This window comes from Sphingomonas sp. UYP23, assembly GCF_054059235.1.
On record NZ_JBSSBX010000001.1, the window covers coordinates 2,241,748 to 2,259,251 of the forward strand.

At 66.5% G+C, this 17,504-nt stretch carries 16 protein-coding genes; 9 read left to right on the forward strand and 7 right to left on the reverse strand.

Features of this window, described 5'->3' with window-relative positions; translation table 11 throughout:
* Positions 1-21: 21 nt before the first annotated feature.
* Complete coding sequence (locus tag ACVWYO_RS11000) at positions 22-954, reverse strand: IS5 family transposase (protein ID WP_457348219.1); 933 nt, start codon at positions 952-954, stop codon at positions 22-24.
* Between the two features lie 73 nt (positions 955-1,027).
* On the opposite strand from ACVWYO_RS11000, the gene ACVWYO_RS11005 reads away from it, so the two are divergent.
* The 5 genes from ACVWYO_RS11005 to ACVWYO_RS11025 all read left to right on the forward strand — a co-directional run bounded on the left by ACVWYO_RS11005 (position 1,028) and on the right by ACVWYO_RS11025 (position 9,416).
* Positions 1,028-1,888 carry a hypothetical protein gene (locus tag ACVWYO_RS11005; protein ID WP_457350718.1) on the forward strand — a complete coding sequence of 287 codons (861 nt, stop codon included), beginning with the start codon at positions 1,028-1,030 and terminating at the stop codon, positions 1,886-1,888.
* Between the two features lie 47 nt (positions 1,889-1,935).
* Complete coding sequence (locus tag ACVWYO_RS11010) at positions 1,936-4,077, forward strand: penicillin acylase family protein (RefSeq protein ID WP_457350720.1); 2,142 nt, start codon at positions 1,936-1,938, stop codon at positions 4,075-4,077.
* Between the two features lie 133 nt (positions 4,078-4,210).
* Positions 4,211-7,021: an insulinase family protein gene (locus tag ACVWYO_RS11015; RefSeq protein WP_457350722.1), complete on the forward strand. Its 2,811-nt coding sequence runs from the start codon at positions 4,211-4,213 to the stop codon at positions 7,019-7,021.
* Between the two features lie 23 nt (positions 7,022-7,044).
* Positions 7,045-7,347, forward strand: coding sequence for a hypothetical protein (locus ACVWYO_RS11020; RefSeq protein ID WP_457350723.1), 303 nt, complete (start codon positions 7,045-7,047; stop codon positions 7,345-7,347).
* Positions 7,348-7,526: 179 nt separating this feature from the next.
* Positions 7,527-9,416 (forward strand): CocE/NonD family hydrolase, encoded by a 1,890-nt coding sequence (locus ACVWYO_RS11025; RefSeq protein WP_457350725.1) that lies wholly within the window; start codon positions 7,527-7,529, stop codon positions 9,414-9,416.
* Positions 9,417-9,530: 114 nt separating this feature from the next.
* Here the strand turns inward: ACVWYO_RS11025 and ACVWYO_RS11030 are convergent, their stop codons facing one another.
* Entirely contained in the window at positions 9,531-10,601 is a 1,071-nt protein-coding gene (locus ACVWYO_RS11030; RefSeq protein WP_457350727.1) for a 5-(carboxyamino)imidazole ribonucleotide synthase, read from the reverse strand.
* Positions 10,602-10,692: 91 nt separating this feature from the next.
* Positions 10,693-11,184 carry a 5-(carboxyamino)imidazole ribonucleotide mutase gene (purE, locus tag ACVWYO_RS11035; RefSeq protein WP_457350729.1) on the reverse strand — a complete coding sequence of 164 codons (492 nt, stop codon included), beginning with the start codon at positions 11,182-11,184 and terminating at the stop codon, positions 10,693-10,695.
* A gap of 120 nt (positions 11,185-11,304) precedes the next feature.
* On the opposite strand from purE, the gene ACVWYO_RS11040 reads away from it, so the two are divergent.
* A complete protein-coding gene (locus ACVWYO_RS11040; protein ID WP_457350731.1) occupies positions 11,305-11,943 on the forward strand; it encodes a hypothetical protein in 639 nt (212 codons plus the stop codon).
* 170 nt (positions 11,944-12,113) lie between these two features.
* Here the strand turns inward: ACVWYO_RS11040 and gpmA are convergent, their stop codons facing one another.
* The 3 genes from gpmA to ACVWYO_RS11055 are packed head-to-tail and all read right to left on the reverse strand — an operon-like array spanning position 12,114 to position 14,574.
* Positions 12,114-12,800: a 2,3-diphosphoglycerate-dependent phosphoglycerate mutase gene (gene gpmA, locus ACVWYO_RS11045; RefSeq protein ID WP_140848202.1), complete on the reverse strand. Its 687-nt coding sequence runs from the start codon at positions 12,798-12,800 to the stop codon at positions 12,114-12,116.
* Between the two features lie 23 nt (positions 12,801-12,823).
* A complete protein-coding gene (locus ACVWYO_RS11050; RefSeq protein WP_457350733.1) occupies positions 12,824-13,942 on the reverse strand; it encodes a M14 family metallopeptidase in 1,119 nt (372 codons plus the stop codon).
* Positions 13,939-14,574, reverse strand: a complete 636-nt coding sequence (locus ACVWYO_RS11055) for a DUF4136 domain-containing protein (protein ID WP_457350735.1) — start codon at positions 14,572-14,574, stop codon at positions 13,939-13,941. Before ACVWYO_RS11055 ends, ACVWYO_RS11050 begins: the two co-directional genes overlap by 4 nt.
* A gap of 172 nt (positions 14,575-14,746) precedes the next feature.
* Here ACVWYO_RS11055 and ykgO point away from each other — a divergent pair, with 172 nt between their 5' ends.
* Together ykgO and ACVWYO_RS11065 are read left to right on the forward strand one after the other, a co-directional pair.
* Positions 14,747-14,872, forward strand: coding sequence for a type B 50S ribosomal protein L36 (gene ykgO / locus ACVWYO_RS11060; protein ID WP_010160916.1), 126 nt, complete (start codon positions 14,747-14,749; stop codon positions 14,870-14,872).
* 5 nt (positions 14,873-14,877) lie between these two features.
* Positions 14,878-15,498 (forward strand): HAD family hydrolase, encoded by a 621-nt coding sequence (locus ACVWYO_RS11065; protein WP_457350738.1) that lies wholly within the window; start codon positions 14,878-14,880, stop codon positions 15,496-15,498.
* Positions 15,499-15,630: 132 nt separating this feature from the next.
* Here the strand turns inward: ACVWYO_RS11065 and pyk are convergent, their stop codons facing one another.
* Positions 15,631-17,088 carry a pyruvate kinase gene (gene pyk / locus ACVWYO_RS11070; RefSeq protein WP_457350740.1) on the reverse strand — a complete coding sequence of 486 codons (1,458 nt, stop codon included), beginning with the start codon at positions 17,086-17,088 and terminating at the stop codon, positions 15,631-15,633.
* Positions 17,089-17,167: 79 nt separating this feature from the next.
* Here pyk and ACVWYO_RS11075 point away from each other — a divergent pair, with 79 nt between their 5' ends.
* The gene (locus tag ACVWYO_RS11075; RefSeq protein ID WP_457350741.1) at positions 17,168-17,461 is read left to right on the forward strand and encodes a DUF1244 domain-containing protein; all 294 of its coding nucleotides are present in this window, start codon (positions 17,168-17,170) and stop codon (positions 17,459-17,461) included.
* Positions 17,462-17,504 lie beyond the last annotated feature (43 nt).

The window sequence follows — 17,504 nt, forward strand, 5'->3', positions numbered from 1 at the left end:
CCGACGTTTTACTTGAAGATGTTATTGGATGCGGACGGTCACCGGCGTTCCTATTTCGGAGAACCGATTGAGAATTGCAGCACGGACTTTGAGCTCGGTAATCTGACGATCGAAGGTGCGGGCGACAACGCGCTGGCCCAGGAGTTTGAAGCAGTGCATTTTGGTCTCGACCAGACTGCGGCGATGATAGCCGCTCCACTTTTTCCAGATTGCGCGACCAAGCCGCTTTGTCGCGCGTAGCGCTCCATTGCGTGCATCGACGCCGGGACCGCCTTCTGCCCATGGTTGCCCGTTGCGGCGGACCGGGATGACCGCATCGGCACCGCGCCCGGCAATAGCGGCATGGCAGTCCCTGGTATCATAAGCGCCATCTCCGCCGACGCTGAGTATCCGCTCGTCTCCGGGAATTTGCGCCAGGAGAACGGGCAGCGTCGGTGCGTCACCAATGGCATTCGTCGTGACCTCAATGGCCCGGATATCCAGCGTCCCAGCATCAATCCCGAGATGCACCTTGCGCCACTGGCGACGGTAGGACGGTCCGTGTTTGCGCGTCTTCCACTCGCCTTCTCCCGTCATTTTGATCCCGGTGCTGTCGACCAGCAGGTGCAGTCCGCCCGAGCTGATCCGCCCGCCGAGGTTGACCTTCAACGTCTTCTGCCGTCGGCACAGCGTCGTATAATCCGGCACCGACCAATCCAGCCCCGCCATTTTGATCAGGCTCGAAACCAACCCCGTCACTTGCCGCAAAGGCAGGTTGAACAGCGTCTTCAGCGTCAGGCACAGCTCTATCGCGCTGTCTGAAAACCGCATCGGGCGACCAGGGCGACCACACGGCTTCGAAAGCCAGTGCATCTCCGGATCAAACCATATTTCCAGCGACCCACGCCGCTTCAGCGCCGCATTATACTCAGGCCAGTTCGTCGTACGATACACAGGTGCGGCAGGTTTGGGCATTACGCCTATCTATACCGCTCGATTCCCTGCGTGAATCCCCGCCATCAGTTTTGCAACAAAGCCGATCAAAGGCATGTTCGCGGTCATCGCGGTCACGACCTGGGCGCATCTCATCGCCGTGGTCCCGCGCGCGTACGGGAACCGCACCGTTTTCGCGGCGCATCGCGGCAAACTGACGGTCGCGCCGATCGCGCTGATCGCGACGCTGTTCCTCTCGCCGATTGCGTTGGTCGCGGCGAGCGTGCTCGCGGTGTTCTGGGACATCTATCATTCGGCGATGCAGAATTTCGGCTTTGCGCGGATCTACAACATGAAGGCGGGAAATCCACCCGAGGTGCTGCGCAAAACCGATCTTCGGCTCAACACCTTGCTCTATGTCGGCCCGCTCGCGGCGGGGGCGGCGCTTGCGACGCATCTCCAGATTCTTGCAAAGTTCGACAACACCGCGCTTGCCACCCTGGCCAGCCTGCCGGGTGTGCTCGCCGGCTACAATGATGGCATCCGGATCGTCGCGGTGCTCGCCTATGTGACCGTGCTCGGCTGGACGGTCGTTGCGTATCGCCGCGCAATCCGAGCGGGATACCGCCTGCCGGCGCACAAACTGGCGACGCTGGTCGCGACGGGCACGGTGTCGATCATCGCCTGGGGCTTCACGCCGCCGATCGTCGCGCTGGCGGTGATCAATCTCTACCATGCGGTGCAATATTTCGCGCTGGTCTGGGTCAAGGAGGGCGGTCGGATGACGCAAGCGTCAGGCGGGCGAGAGGGCCGCGCCATGCTGTATTTCTGGGGCGGCAGCATCCTGTTCGGCCTCGCCTATGCCGCCGCGGCGACAGGCAGCGTCCGGGTCTTCCTGGCGCCGTTCATCGCCTGCTCGTTGCTCCATTTCTGGTACGACAGCTTCATCTGGTCGGTGGCGCGCAAGCACGTCTAGCTAAATCCCTGCAAGGCTGCTTTATTCGCTGCCGAGAGGGGATCCGAATGCGGACCATAAGGGCCGGGGCAGCATGGCTGGCGGCGATGATGCTGGCCGTCGCGATCGGGCTGGCGGTGTGGGAGCCGTTTGCCGCCGTGCGCGTCGTGGCGCCGCCCGAGCAGCGCTATGACAGCGTGATCGCGCGCGATCGGTTCGGTGTCCCGCACATCTTCGGCAAGACCGATCCCGATGTCGCGTACGGCGTCGCCTATGCCCATGCCGAGGACGATTTCGCGACGCTGCAGGAAGCCGTCGCGATGGCGCGCGGGCGGCTCGGCGCGATGACCGGCGCGGATGGCGCCAAGGTCGATTACACGCTGGCGCTGCTCGGCGCGCGCGAGACCGCGCGGCGCGATTACGACAAGCAGCCCGCCGATGTCCGCGCCTTGCTCGATGCCTATGCCAGCGGGCTCAACGCCTATGCGCGGCGGCACCCCGGCGAGATCCGCCTCGCGCGGCTGTTCCCGGCGAACGGCGAGGATATCGCGACAGGGTTCGTGCTCCGCACGCCGTTCTTCTTCGGGCTGGACCAGACGCTCGGTGCGCTGTCGGGCGACAAGCCGCTGCCGGCCGAGACCGCAGGCGCGGTGCCCGACAGCCCCGATCCGAGCGCGCTGCCCGCGACCGGCGAAGCGATGCCCAATGGCTCGAACGCCTTCGTCGTCGCCCCCAGGCGCTCGGCCGACGGCTTCACGCGCGTCCTGTCGAACTCGCATCAGCCGTGGAGCGGACCCGTCGCCTGGTACGAACTCAGCGTGCAATCGGGCACCGGCTGGCATTTCTCGGGCGCGACCTTCCCGGGCGTGCCGTTCCCGGTGCTCGGGCATAACGAACAGCTTGGCTGGACCAACACCGTCAACCGGCCCGACCTGACCGATGTCTACAAGCTGGTGCGCAATGCTGACGGGACCGAATATCGCTTCGACGGCAAATGGCTCCCGCTCGAAGCACATCGCGTGTGGCTCAAGGTGCGCTTCGGGCCGTTCGTGCTGCCGATCCCGAAGACGGTCTATCGCGCGGTGCAGGGGCCGGTGATCGTCAACAAGAGCGGGGCGTTCGCGATCCGCTATGCCGGTGCCGACCAGCTCCGCATGGTCGAGGAATATTACCGCCTGACGCGCGCGCGCGATTTCGGCGAGTGGCAGAAGGCGCTGGCGATCCAGGGCGTGCCCGCAACCAACTTCCTCTACGGCGATGCCGCGGGGAACATTGCCTATGTCTACAATGCGAGCTTTCCCAACCGGAAGCCCGGGTTCGATTATCGCCATGTCCTGCGTGGCGATACGTCGCGTGATCTTGCGCCGGGGACGGTGCCGTTCGCACAAGTGCCGCGCAACGTGAACCCGGCCTCGGGCTTTCTCGCCAATGCCAACAACACGCCGTTCCAGGCGGCAGGGGCGCGGTCCGAGCTCAAGCCCGGCGACTATTCGCCGCTGCTCGGGATCGAGACCGACACGACCAATCGCGGCACGCGTGCGGTCGAACTGCTCGGTGCCGATCCATCGATTTCGGCCGATGATCTGCTCCGCATCAAGTTCGACACCGGCGTCAGCAAGCTGAGCTGGGCGGCGAAATGGTATGGCGATGTCATGCGGATCGATCCCAAGGGCGATGCACAACTGAAGCAAGCGCTTGGCCTGCTGCGCGGCTGGAACTGGGATTTCGATGGCCATCACAGTGGCCAGGCGCTCGCGGCGATTTTGCTGCGGACGGGGCAGAAATGGCACTATCAGCGCCGCCCCGAGCTCGATCCGCGTGATGCGCTGCTCAAGGCGGCGGCGTATCTCCAGACGCATTTCGGCACGCTCGATCCGCCGCTCGGCACGCTGCTACGGTTGCGCCACGGTACCGTCGATCTCCCGCTCGACGGCGCGCCCGACGTGCTGCGCGCGGCCTCGACCTGGGACGAGGCCGATGATGGGCGGCTCGTCGTCAAGCATGGCGACAGTTTCATCATGGACATGGCGTGGGACAAGGCCGGACGCGTCCGCTCGCAGTCGATCCAGCCGTACGGCGCGGCGACGACGCGGCCGGATTCGCCGCATTATGCCGATCAGGCCCCGTTGTTCGCGGCGCACAGGTTCAAGCCGGTGCTGTTCTGGCGCGAGGATCTCAAGCGCAACGTCGAACGCGTGTATCGGCCCTAGTTCCTCCCCTCCCTTCCAGGGAGGGGAGGATGAAGCGCTTACAAACCGCCGAGGAAGCGATTGCTACCGCCAGAGCGCTGCTATAGCTTCGCAGCACAGTCCTGTTTTCAGACGCTATTCCCGGGGGATCTTCATGACCGTCAAGCTGCTCGCGCTCTCTGGTGTAGCGCTCGCAACCTTTGTCACGCCGAGCTTCGCGCAGACCGCGCCCAAGCCCGTGCCGGTTGCAGACCTCGTGAAGCAAGTCGACATTCCCTATAGCGAATTCCGCCTGCCCAACGGCCTGCGCGTCATCGTCAATACCGATCGCAAGGCGCCCGTCGTCGCGGTGTCGGTGTGGTACAATGTCGGGTCGAAGTTCGAGCCAAAGGGCAAGACCGGCTTCGCGCATCTGTTCGAGCATCTGATGTTCAACGGCAGCGAGAACGCGCCGAAGGACTATTTCACCTACACCAAGGCGATGGGCGCGACCGATCTCAACGGCACGACCTATTTCGACCGTACCAACTATTTCGAGACGGTGCCGGTCGCGGCGCTCGACCGCGCGCTGTTCCTCGAGAGCGACCGGATGGGCTACCTCCTCGGCGCGATCACGCCGGCCGTCGTCGACGAGCAGCGCGGCGTCGTCCAGAATGAGAAGCGGCAGGGCGACAACCAGCCTTACGGGCTCGTCCAGTACAAGCAGACCGAGGCGCTGTTTCCTGCGACGCATCCGTATGGCCACACCACGATCGGCGCGATGGCGGATCTTGATTCGGCGAGCGTCGAGGATGTGAAGAACTGGTTCCGCGGGCATTACGGCCCGAACAACGCCGTGCTCGTGCTGTCGGGCGATGTCGACGTCGCCACCGCGAAGACGCTTGTCACCAAATATTTCGGCGCGATCCCCAAGGGGCCCGAGAGCGTCGTCCCGACCGCCGACGTCCCGACACTCGCCGCGCCGAAAAGCGAGGTGATGAAGGACCGCGTCTCGAACACGCGGATCTACCGGATGTGGGCGGTGCCCGGCATCAACAACCCCGATGCGGTCGCGCTCGACGTGACCGCCGGCGTGCTTGGCGGGCTGTCGAGCAGCCGGCTCGACAATGCGCTGGTGCGCAAGGAAAAGCTCGCGGTGCGCGTCTCGGCGAACAATGAGAGCTTCGCGCAGGTCGGCATGTTCATCGTCAGCGCCGATGTGCGCCCGGGCGTTGATCCCGCGCTCGTCGCCAAGCGGCTCGACGAGATCATCGCCGACGTCATCGCCAACGGCCCCACCGCCGACGAGGTCGCGCGTGTCGCGACGCGCGATGCCGCAGGGCGGATCGCCGGGCTCGAATCGACCGGCGGGTTCGGCGGCAAGGCGGTCGCGCTCGCCGAGGGCGCGCTCTATGAAAACGACCCCGGCTTCTACAAGAAGCAGCTCGCCGAACTCGCCGCCGAGACGCCCGCGCGCGTCAAGGCCGCCAGCGCCAAATGGCTGACGCGCCCGGTCTATGCGCTGACCGTCGTGCCCGGCGCGCGCGACGCCTATGTCGAGGCGACGCCGCCGGTGAAGGTCGCCGCCGCACCCGAGGCGCCCTTCAAGGGGACGCGCGGCGACTTGCCGCCGGTCGGCACGCTGTCGAGCCTGGTCTTCCCCAAGGTCGAGCATGCCAAGCTCAAGAACGGCATCGAGCTCATTTATGCCTATCGCAACGCCGTACCGATCACGCAGGCGTCGATCAGCTTCGACGCGGGCATCGCCGCCGACGTGCCGGGCAAGCTGGGCACGCAGGCGCTGACGCTCGACATGCTCGACGAAGGCACGCTCAGCCGCGACTCGATCGCGATCGCCGAGGCCAAGGAACGGCTTGGCGCGAACATCACCAGCGGCTCCGGCGCCGACCGCACGAGCGTCGGCATGTTCACCCCGAGCGCCAATCTCGCAGCCTCGACCGAACTGCTCGCCGATATCGTGCGGCATCCCAAGTTCGATCCGGCCGAAGTCGCGCGGCTCAAGAACCAGCAGCTGTCGCGGATCGCCGCCGAGCTGACGAGCCCGCAGGGCCTCGCGCTGCGCGTCTATCCCAAGCTCGTCTACGGCGCGGCCTATCCGTACGCCAAGGCGCTCGGCAGCGGCGACGCCAACGCGGTGGCGGCGCTGACGCGCGACGATCTGGTCGCCTTCCAGCAGGCCTGGATCCGCCCCGACAAGGCGAAGATCTTCGTCGTCAGCGATCGTCCGCTCGCCGAGATCAAGGCGGCGTTCGACGCGCGCTTCGGCGACTGGACGCCGACCGGGCCGGCCGGCGTCAAGGATTTCAGCGTCAAGACCGCGCCGTCCGCGCCGAAGATCGTGCTGATCGACCGGCCCGATTCGCCGCAATCGTTCATCATCGCAGGCGCGCCGACGCCGCTCGTCGGCACCGACGATCTGCTGCCGGTGATCACCGCGAACGACACGCTCGGCGGCGATTTCCTGTCGCGCGTCAATATGGACCTGCGCGAGGCGCGGCACTGGTCGTACGGCGTCAACGGATCGTTCCGTCGCGCGCAATTCGACACGCCGTACCTGCTCGGCACTGGCGTCCAGGCCGACAAGACCGGCGAGTCGATCGCGTCGCTGCGCACCGACTTCGCCGACTTCCTGACGACCAAGGGCATCACCGCCGATGAGTTCGACCGCACCATCACTGATGCGATCAGCTCGCTGCCGGGCAATTTCGAGACGTCGGGCGCGGTGCTCAGCGCGATCCAGTCGAACGACCTGTATCGTCGGCCCGACGATTATTATGCGACGCTGCCGCAAAAATATCGCAGCTTTACCGCAGGCCAGCTTGACGCTGCGGCACGCGCGGCGCTCGACCCGAAACGCTTCGTGTGGATCGTCGTCGGCGATGCGGCGAAGGTCCGTGGTCAGCTTGACAGCATCGGGCTGCCGGTCGAGGTGATCCCAGCGGCGTCCGTGGCGGACGTGCGCTAGAAATTATTGTCAGGAGACACATCATGGCTGCAGTTGATGGGACGTGGGATACGATCGTCAAGTCGCCGCTCGGCGACCAGAAGGCGACGCTGACGGTCAAGACCGACGGCACCAGCTGGACCGGTTCGCAGAACGGCGCGATGGGTTCGGTCGAGATCACCGACGGCACGGTCGAGGGTGACACGATCAGCTGGAAGATGTCGATCGTCGTGCCGATGCCGATGACGCTCGATTGCAAGGCGACGGCCGAGGGCGACACGCTCACCGGCACCGTCGGCGCCGGCGCGTTCGGCAGCTTCCCGATGACGGGTACGCGCGCGGCGTAAGCCGTTCGTTCGAACGTTGCAGACGGCCCGTACTCCCGAGGGAGTGCGGGCCGTTTTTGTAGGGTGCGAGCGTCACCCCGGCCTTGTGCCGGGGCCCACCGTGCCGCACACTTTGCCCTGCCGGGAATGCGGCACGGTGGACCCCGGCGCGAGGCCAGGGTGCCGCGATGGAGTGGGACATGAAGGCACATTGGATGTTGGTCGCAGCATTGGCTGTCTTGCCCGTTACCGCGCACGCGCAATCCTATGACGAACGCCCCGCCAAGCTCGTGCCCCCGAGCGAAGGCTTCAACTATGAACGGCGCATCGTCGAGATCCCGATGCGCGACGGGGTCAAGCTCCACACCGTCATCCTCTTGCCTAAAGGCGCGCACGACGCCGGCATCCTGATGACCCGCACGCCGTACAGCGCCGACGGGATGACGGGCAAGGGCGGCAACAATGCCGATCTCGCGACGAGTCTCACCGGATACGACAACGCCACCGACGTCATCGTCGATGGCGGATACATCCGCGTCGTGCAGGACGTGCGCGGCAAATACGGGTCGCAGGGCATCGCGATGATGAACCCGCCGCTCCACGACACCGCGCTCAACCCGACGCATACCGATGATTCGACCGACACCTACGACACGATCGACTGGCTGGTGAAGCATCTCCCCGAGTCGAACCGCAAGGTCGGGATCCTCGGCATTTCGTACGACGGCTTCCTGTCGCTGATGCCGCTCATCGACCCGCATCCCGCGCTCGCGGTGGCGGTGCCGGAGAACCCGATGGTCGACGGCTGGCGCGGCGACGACTGGTTCCACAATGGCGCGTTTCGCGTCGGGATCGACTACATTTGGGAGCAGATCGCGACACGCGACAATTCGTCGCCCTACGCGCGCACCACCTATGACGAATATGACGCGGTCATGCGCGCCGGCTCGACCGGCGCGCTCGCCAAGGCGCACGGGCTCGACCAGATCGGCTTCTGGCGCAAGATCGCCGCGCACCCGGCGTATGACAGCTTCTGGCAGGCGCAGGCGATGGACCAGGTGCTCGCGCGCTATCCGCTCAAGGTGCCGGTCATGCTCGTCCACGGATTATGGGATCAGGAGGATATCTACGGCGCGACTGCGGTCTATCGCGCGCTGAAGCCCAAGGATACTGCCGGGAACATGGTCTATCTGACGATGGGCCCCTGGTATCACGGCCAGCAGATCGACGACGGCAAGGCGCTCGGCGATATCCAGTGGGATCAGGACACCGCCAAATGGTGGCGCCGCAATGTGCTCGGGCCCTTCCTTGCGCATTACCTCAAGGGTACGCCGATGGACGTCGCGCCCGTCACCGCGTTCCAGAGCGGCACCAACCAGTGGCAGCGCTTGCCGAGCTGGTCGGCGCAGCCGGCGATGACCAAGCTGTTTCTCCAGCCCGGCGACGCGGTCGGCTTCGCGCCTGCCGCCGGGCCGGCGCAGACGGCGGACTATGTCTCCGACCCGGCGCATCCGGTGACCAACGTGCCACGTCCGGTGCGGCCGGTGAGTTACGAGGACAATCACTGGAAGGCGTGGCTGGTCGGCGACCAGCGCATCGTCTCGAGCCGCCCCGACGTGCTGACCTTTACCGGCCCGGTGCTGACGCAGTCCGTGACGATTGCGGGGCAACCGGTCGTCCATCTCACCGCGGCGACGAGCGGCACCGACAGCGACTGGGCGGTCAAGCTGATCGACGTCTATCCCGACCAGGTGCCGAGCGACCCCAAGATGGGCGGCTATCAGCTCGCCGTCGGCATGGACATCTTCCGCGGGCGGTATCGCGAGGGGCTCGACCATGCCGTCGCGCTGAAGCCCGGCGTGCCGCTGGCGTATAGCTGGGCGCTGCCGCAGGCGAACCATGTGTTCCTGCCGGGGCACCGCATCATGGTGCAGGTCCAGTCGAGCTGGTTCCCGCTCTATGATCGGAACCCGCAGAGCTTCGTGCCCAACATCTTCTTCGCCAAGCCGGCGGACTACGTGAAGGCGACGCAGCAGGTTACGGTGAGCGGGCCGGACGAGAGCTATATCGCGCTGCCGGTGGTGCCCTAATCGCCCGCGTCGCGGAGAGGGCAAGCGAGGCGAAGCCGAGGCGCGGGAGAGGGGCGTGAGCGTCGCGCTTGCGGCACGCTTCCTCTCCCCGCAAGCGGGGAGAGGGACAAGACCTTACCGCCCCAATCTCGTCACATGCCCCATCTTGCGCCCCGGCCGGCTTGCGCCCTTGCCGTAGAGGTGCAGATGCGCGCCGGGCTCCGCCAGAATCTCCGCCCAGCGATCGGCATCGTCGCCGATCAGATTCTCCATCGCCACCGTGGGCGCGGTCAGCGCCGTGTCGCCAAGCGGCAGCCCGCAGATCGCGCGGATGTGGTTCTCGAACTGCGAGCAGACCGCGCCCTCGATCGTCCAATGTCCCGAATTGTGGACGCGCGGCGCCATTTCGTTGAACACCGGCCCGTTAGCACCGGCGAAGAATTCGCACGCCAGCACCCCGACATAGTCGAGCCGATCGGCGATCCGCCCGGCGAGCGCCGCTGCCTCGCCCCACTGCGCTGCGATCTCGGGCGGGGCAGGGAGCGTCGAGGTGGCGAGGATGCCGTCGGCGTGCTGGTTCCACGGCGGCGGATAGCTCACCATCTGCCCGTCGCCGCGGCGCACCAGCAGGATCGAGAATTCGTGGCTGAACGTGACGAACCCCTCGAGGATCGCGGGCCGCTGCCCGATCGCATCCCAGGCCGCGTCGATCTGGTCGGGCGCGGTGATGCGCACCTGGCCCTTGCCGTCATAGCCCATCCGCAGCGTCTTGAGGATCGCGGGCGTGCCGATTGTGGCGATTGCCGCTGCAAGCTCGGCGCGCGTCTCGACCTTCGCCCAAGGCGCGGTCCGCCCACCGATCTCGGCGACGAACGCCTTTTCGATCGCCCGATCCTGCGCGATGCCGAGCGCGGCAGGTGCGGGGTGGACCGGGACCTTGCCCGCCAGATAGGTGACCGGCGCGAGCGCGATATTTTCGAACTCATAGGTGACGACATCGGCCGCCGCGGCGAATTCGTCGAGCACGATATGGCTGTGATAATCGGCGCGGATGTAGCTCGACGCCGTCTGCGCGGCGACGGCCTCCTCGTCGGGTGCGAGGACTCGCGTGTGATAGCCGAGCTGCGCTGCGGCGACCGCGAGCATCCGCCCGAGCTGCCCGCCGCCGAGGATGCCGATCGTCGAGCCGGGGGGGAGGGGGGTCATGCGCGCGGTTCCGTTGGGTGAGGGGAGGTCGTGGTAGCGGGCCTCCCCGCCCTGGAAGGGAGGGGAGGAGACAGGAAGCAGCCGTTGAGCATCATTCCGGATCGACAGCGACGCCATCGGTCTGCGCCGCGCGCCACGCCTGCAGCCGCGCGCTCAAATCCGCATCCGACAGCGCCAGAATCGCCGCCGCCAGCAGCGCCGCATTCTTCGCACCCGCCTTGCCGATCGCCAGAGTCCCCACCGGAATCCCCGCGGGCATCTGGACGATCGAATAGAGGCTGTCCAAGCCCTTCATCGTCTTGCTCTCGACCGGCACGCCGAGGACCGGCAGATGCGTCATCGCCGCCGCCATCCCCGGCAGATGCGCCGCACCGCCAGCACCCGCGATCACCACCTGCAATCCGCGCTCGGCCGCGCCCGTCGCATAGTCGTACAGCCGCTGTGGCGTACGGTGCGCCGAGACGACCCTGGTTTCATACGCCACGTCGAGCTCGGCCAGGAGATTGGCGGCGTGATGCATCGTCTCCCAATCGGACGTGCTGCCCATGATGATGCCGACAAGGGGGGACGCGCTCTGTGCCATCGCGCCGGACTAGCGAGCGGGGTGGCGCAGGGCAACCATTCCCGCCGTCATATCGCTAGCGGAACTTGTTTGGCGCGGCGCGGGTTGGGCGAATCCATACAGTCATATCGGATACACGCCATGACCCGTTTTTCGACCATCTCGTCCATCGCGCTCGCAAGCGTGCTGGCTTTCTCCGCCCCCGCTTTCGCCGAAGGCAAGCACGACCGCGCCGAACAGGCGATCGCCGAAGCGCGCGCCAAGATCGACGCCTCGGCCAAGGTCGGCGCGACCGCCGAGACGCCGCGCCTTCAGGCCGACGCGCAGGCGCAGCTCCGCGCCGCCGAGGAGCATCTCGCCGCCGGCAAGAAGGCCGAAGCGATCGACGACGCGCATCGCGCCTCGCAGCTCGCCGACACCGCGCTCGGCCAGGCGCAGCGCGCGCACAATGATGCAGCGCACGCTGCGACCACGAACGCCCGCAACGTCGCGGCCGATGCGCAGGCCGATGCTGCCGCCGCCAATGCGCGCGCCAATGCCGCCGAACAGGCTGCTGCCTCGGCTGCTGCCGACGCCGCAGCGGCACGCTCGGCCCCGCCGGTCGTCGTCCAGGCGCCTGCGCCAACCACGACGGTGACGACCGAGACCACCAAGACCGCGGCGCCGGCCGTGCGTGCCGCGACGACCAAGCGCGTCGTGCGCAAGGCGACGACGACGCGTCGCGCTGCGCCGGCCCGCGTCAGCGAGAAGACGACGACGACGGTTACGACGGGCCAGTAAGTCCCGCTCCCTCCCCCGTGAACCGGGGGAGGGGGTGTGCGAGCGACAATGTGTGCGAGCGACACATTGTCGCTCGCACACCAGTCTTCTTCAGGCTGGTGGTGGAGGGGGCCGACATCGAGCGCAGCGCGCGCTGCTCCCCCTCCCCGTTCCGAGGAGCCGCTAAGCGATCAGCGCTCGCTCAGATAATACCGATCGGTCGCCGCCAGCGAATCGTCGAGCTCATAGACGATCGGCTGCCCGGTCGGGATCTCGAGCGTGGTGATCTCGTCATCGGGAATTCCCGAGAGATGCTTGACCAGCGCGCGCAGCGAATTGCCGTGCGCCGAGATGACGACGCGCTGCCCGTCGCGCAACGCGGGCGCGATGCGCCCCTCCCAATACGGCAGGACGCGCGCGATCGTGTCCTTCAGGCTTTCGGTGTCGGGGATGGCGATCCCCGCGTAACGGCGATCCTTCGACAGATCATATTCGCTGCCGGCCTCGAGCGGCGGGGGCGGGATGTCGAAGCTGCGGCGCCAGATATGGACCTGCGCGTCGCCATGCTTGGCGGCGGTCTCCGCCTTGTCGAGTCCGGTCAGTCCGCCATAATGCCGCTCGTTGAGGCGCCAGTCCTTCTCGACCGGCAGCCACAACCGTCGCATCTCCTCGAGCGCCAGATTGAGCGTCTTGATCGCCCGCGTCTGCAGCGAGGTGAAGCAGAGGTCGAAATCGAGCCCCTTCTCCGCCATCAGCCGTCCGGCGGCGCGCGCTTCTTCGACGCCCTTGTCGGTCAGGTCGACGTCCCACCAACCGGTGAAGCGATTCTCGAGGTTCCAGGCCGACTGGCCGTGGCGGATCAGGACGAGGGTGGGCATCTGGGTCTCCTTTGCGAGGGGGCCTAGATTGCGTCGATCATGTCGGCAAGCACTTCGAGGCAGGCATGCGCCAGCGTCTTCGAGCGCGCACCCGACCAGCCGAACTCGGCGTCGGGGTTCGGGTCGTGGTCCTTGAACGGCATTTCGAGCGTCATCGACACCGCGCCGAAGCGTTCGGCGAGCTGATTGGTCGACATTGCCAGGTTGGCCTTGCCAGGCGCCGCCTTGTCATACCCGCGCGCGGTCTGGAAATCGGGCGAATGCGCCGCAAGCCGCTGACCGAACTCGGTATATTTGGCGCCGAGCGCGTCGGTCCAGGATGGAATGCCCTCGAACCCGGCGAAGAAATTCGCCGCGATCGCCTCGTCGCCGTGCACGTCGATCGCGAAGGCGACGCCGGTCTGATCCATCGCATCGCGGACACACAGCACTTCGGGGCTCTTCTCAAGTGTCGGCGTGTGCCATTCGCGGTTGAGGTTCACCCCCGCCGCATTGGTGCGCAGATGCCCGCGGAACGACCCGTCGGGGTTCATGTTGGGCACGCAGTGGAAGGTCGCCTTTTCACGCAAAGCGCTGGCCACCGGATTGGTGGCGTCGGTCAGCCATTCGAGCGCGCCTTCCATCCACCATTCGGCCATGCTCTCGCCGGGATGCTGGCGGCCGTAGAGCCATACGTGCTTGGGGCCGGTGCCGATGTCGAGGCAATCGATCGCGCGCCCGTCGAGCGACTGCCCAAGCTCGCGATGCGTCACACCGGGCTGGAGCGCGATCCGCGCGACCAGATCATCGTGCCGCTCGATCGTATAGGGTTCGAAATAGGCGAACCAGACGAGGTCGCTGTCCCCGCTCCAGTCGAACTCGAGCGCGCCATCGGCATAGCGTGTCGGGATCATCCGCCATGTGTGGCGATCGGTGCTCGCGCGCACCTTGTAGCCCGGCCAGCCGAACGGATAGGCCGACTGTGCCGCGTTGGTGATGCGCAACGTCAGGGTCTGCCCGCGCGCACCGGCGACGCGGAAGTGGAACCACTGGAAGAAGTCCGACAGTTGATCGAGCCGGATGGCGAGATCGACGCGGTCGCCGTTGATGGCGACCACGTCGATGTTTCCGCTATCGAAAGCGGCGTTGATGGTGATGCTCATCGCACCGTAATAGTGCGCCCCGATTCTCCAGGGAAGTCCAGGAACAGCGCGTGCGACAATTTGGCCGCCGCGGCGTTCGCCTGCGCCGCCGGCGCCTCGCCGGGCGAGAAGGTCTGCGCATGGCCTTCCCAGATCACCGACGCGTCGCGGCGGCGGCGGATCTGGACGGTCAGGTCGGTCAGCACCACGGTGCGGTACTTCTGCTTGCCGATCGGGAAGGAGATGCCGCCGCCAAGGCCGACGCCGCCACCACCGCCGCGATACCCGCCGCCGCTATAGCCGCCACCGCCGAGGCCGATGCTCACACCGCTGCCACCGCTGCGCGCCGCTGCCGGGCGCGTCGTGCGGGTGAAGCCGACCACGGCGAGATATTGTGCGTCGGGATCGGTCTTGGGGACGGTGAAGCCATGCGCCAGCGCTTCGGTCTGCACCGCGGCGGCATAGGTCTTGAACTCGAGGCTGGCGGGGCCGCCGCCGGGCGCGGGCTCGACCGCGAGCGTGCCGGTTTCGAGCGGTGCCGCCATCGACCCGAGATGGAACCGCGTCACTTCGACCGGGCCACTCGTCGTCGTCGTCGCGCAGGCGCTCAAGCTCGCCGCCGCGGCGATCGCCATTCCCAAAGCCAGCTTCATACTCTTGTCCTTGTTACCGCAGTCGTTGCACGGGTGTAACGCCCGGACCCGGCGTCCGGGTTCCGTCGCTATAGCGAGGCTTATCGGCGCGGTCGCGCTTGACTTGGAGGGGAGGCGACCATATGCGCAGCCGCTCTTTTCCACATTCCAGATTTTGCAAAGCGAATCGATCATGAAGATCCGCAATTCCCTGAAGTCGCTCAAGGGCCGTCACCGCGATAACCGCGTGATCCGTCGTCGTGGGCGTACCTACATCATCAACAAGACCAACCGCCGCTTCAAGGCCCGCCAGGGCTAAGCGACGTGGCGCGGGCCGTCGTCTTCGACGTCGGCAACGTCTTGTACGATTGGAATCCCAGATTCCTCTATGAGCGCCTGATCGGTGACGATCGGGCGCTCGATGCATTCCTGCGCGATGTCGCGACCAAGGAATGGCATTTCCAGCATGACGCTGGCCGTCCGTTCGCCGAGACCTCGGCCGAGCTCGCGTCCGCGCATCCCGAGCATGCCGCACTGATCGCCGCCTGGGGGCCGCGTTTCGGTGAGCAACTTGGCGGGATGTTGCCGGGGATGCGTGCGCTCGTCGCCGAGCTCGAGGACGCGGGGGTGCCGCTGTATGCGATCACCAATTTCTCGGGCGAGTTCTGGCCGTCGTTCCGGGACCGCGAGGCCGACGTGTTCGATCGCTTCAGCGACATCGTCGTGTCGGGCGACGAATTGCTGACCAAGCCCGATCCGGCGATCTATCGCCTCGCGCTCGAGCGATTCGGCCTGCGCGCCGAGGAGACGCTGTTCGTCGATGACCGCGCGGACAATGTCGCCGGCGCGCAGAGCGTCGGGATGGGCGCGGTGGTCTTCACCGATGCCGTGACGCTGCGCGGGGATCTCGCGCGCTACGGCATTCTCGCCGCGCCCGGTCTTTAAACGCTTCCGCTATCGGCCGTTTTCGTCACCCCGGCCTTGTGCCGGGGCCTACCGTGCCGCGCGCGCTCGGGCGGCACGGTGGGCATCCCGGTCGACCCCGGGACAAGCCCGGGGTGACGGTGCGGGGAGCCCTTAGCTCGCATACCCCTTCAGCTCGTCGCCAGTGACCCGCACCACGTGCAGCACGTTGGTCGAACCCGGGGTCTTGAATGGCACGCCCGCGATCAGGATGATGCGGTCGCCCGCCTTGGCGAGCGCATGGCGCAGCGCCATGCGCTTGGCCTTGGCGACCATCTCCTCGAACGAATCGACGTCCTTGGTCAGGATCGCATAGGCGCCCCACAGCAGCCCCGCACGGCGTGCTGTCTCGGGGTTCGGCGTCAGGATCATCAGCGGCACGCCGGGCCGCTCGCGCGCGACGCGGCGCGCGGTCGAGCCCGAGGCGGTGAAGCAGATGATCGCCGCTGCATCGACCGTCTGTGCGATGTTCTTGGCGGCTTCCGCCAGCGCGTCGGCGGTGGTCGGGTCCGAGCGGATCACGGTGAAGTGAATCCGGTCGCCATGCGTCGGATCCTTTTCGACCGCTTCGCCGATCGCGTTCATCATCGCGACCGATTCGGTCGGCCATGCGCCGGCCGCGCTTTCGGCCGAGAGCATGATCGCGTCGGCGCCATCATAGATCGCGGTCGCGACGTCGGACACTTCGGCGCGCGTCGGCGAGGGCGAGGTGATCATCGATTCGAGCATCTGCGTCGCGACGACGACCGGGCGGCCGAGGCGGCGCGACACTTCGATGATGCGCTTCTGCAGCGGCGGCACCATCTCGGGCGGCATCTCGACGCCGAGATCGCCGCGCGCGACCATCACGCCGTCGCACGCCTCGACGATCTCCTCGAGCCGTTGGATCGCCTGCGGCTTCTCGATCTTGGCGAGCAGCGACGCCTTGCCGCCGATCAGCTTCCGCGCCTCGGCCAGATCTTCCGGCCGCTGGACGAACGACAAAGCGATCCAGTCGACGCCCTGATCGACCGCGAAGGCGAGGTCGCTGCAGTCCTTCTCGGTCAGCGCCGCCATCGGCAGCACGACGTCGGGGACGTTCAACCCCTTGCTGTTCGACAGCGCGCCGCCGACCACGACCTCGGTGACGATCGTCGTGTCGCTATGGTCGGTCACGCGCAGGACGAGCTTGCCGTCGTCGAGCAGCAGCCGCGCGCCGGGCTCGATCGCTTCGAAGATCTCGCGGTGCGGTAGTTCGACGCGTGTCGTGTCGCCAGGCGTTGTGTCGCGGTCGAGCGTGAAGGTCTGGCCCTTGACGAGCTCGATCTTGCCGCCCTCGAACTTGCCGACGCGCAGCTTCGGCCCCTGCAGGTCGGCGAGGATCGTCGTCGGGCGCTGATAGGTCTTCTCGAGCGCGCGGATCGCCTGGATGACGGCGATTTTCGATTGCTGGTCGCCGTGGCTCATGTTGACGCGGAAGGCGTCGGCGCCGGCCTCGAAGAGCGCGGCGATCATCTCGGGGCTGCTGGAGGCGGGGCCGAGGGTAGCGAGAATGCGTACCTTGCGCGCACGCGGGCGGATGGTCTTGATCATGGGAGGTCCTTGCCGTGGGGAGGCTATACGGCTGCTGCTCTACCTCCTATCTCGCCACGATCAACCGTGGAGCGAACAGATGAGCGATTTGGATGGACTGGATGATGCCGTAGCGGCGGCCGCGTTCCGGCGGCTCGTGCAGCATTTGCGCCACCGCAGCGATGCCGAGAATATCGATCTGATGGGGCTCGCCGGCTTCTGCCGCAACTGCCTGTCGGACTGGGTGCAGGAGGCCGATGGCACGATGAGCAAGGATGCCGCGCGCGCGATCGTCTACAGCATGCCCTATGCGCAGTGGAAGGCCGAGCATCAGGGCGACGCGACGCCCGAGCAGCTCGAGCGGATGCGGCAAAGCGTCGCGAAGAATGCGTGACGCGAGCGCTGCGCTGCCCTAAAGCGCGCGCCTTTCACTGATT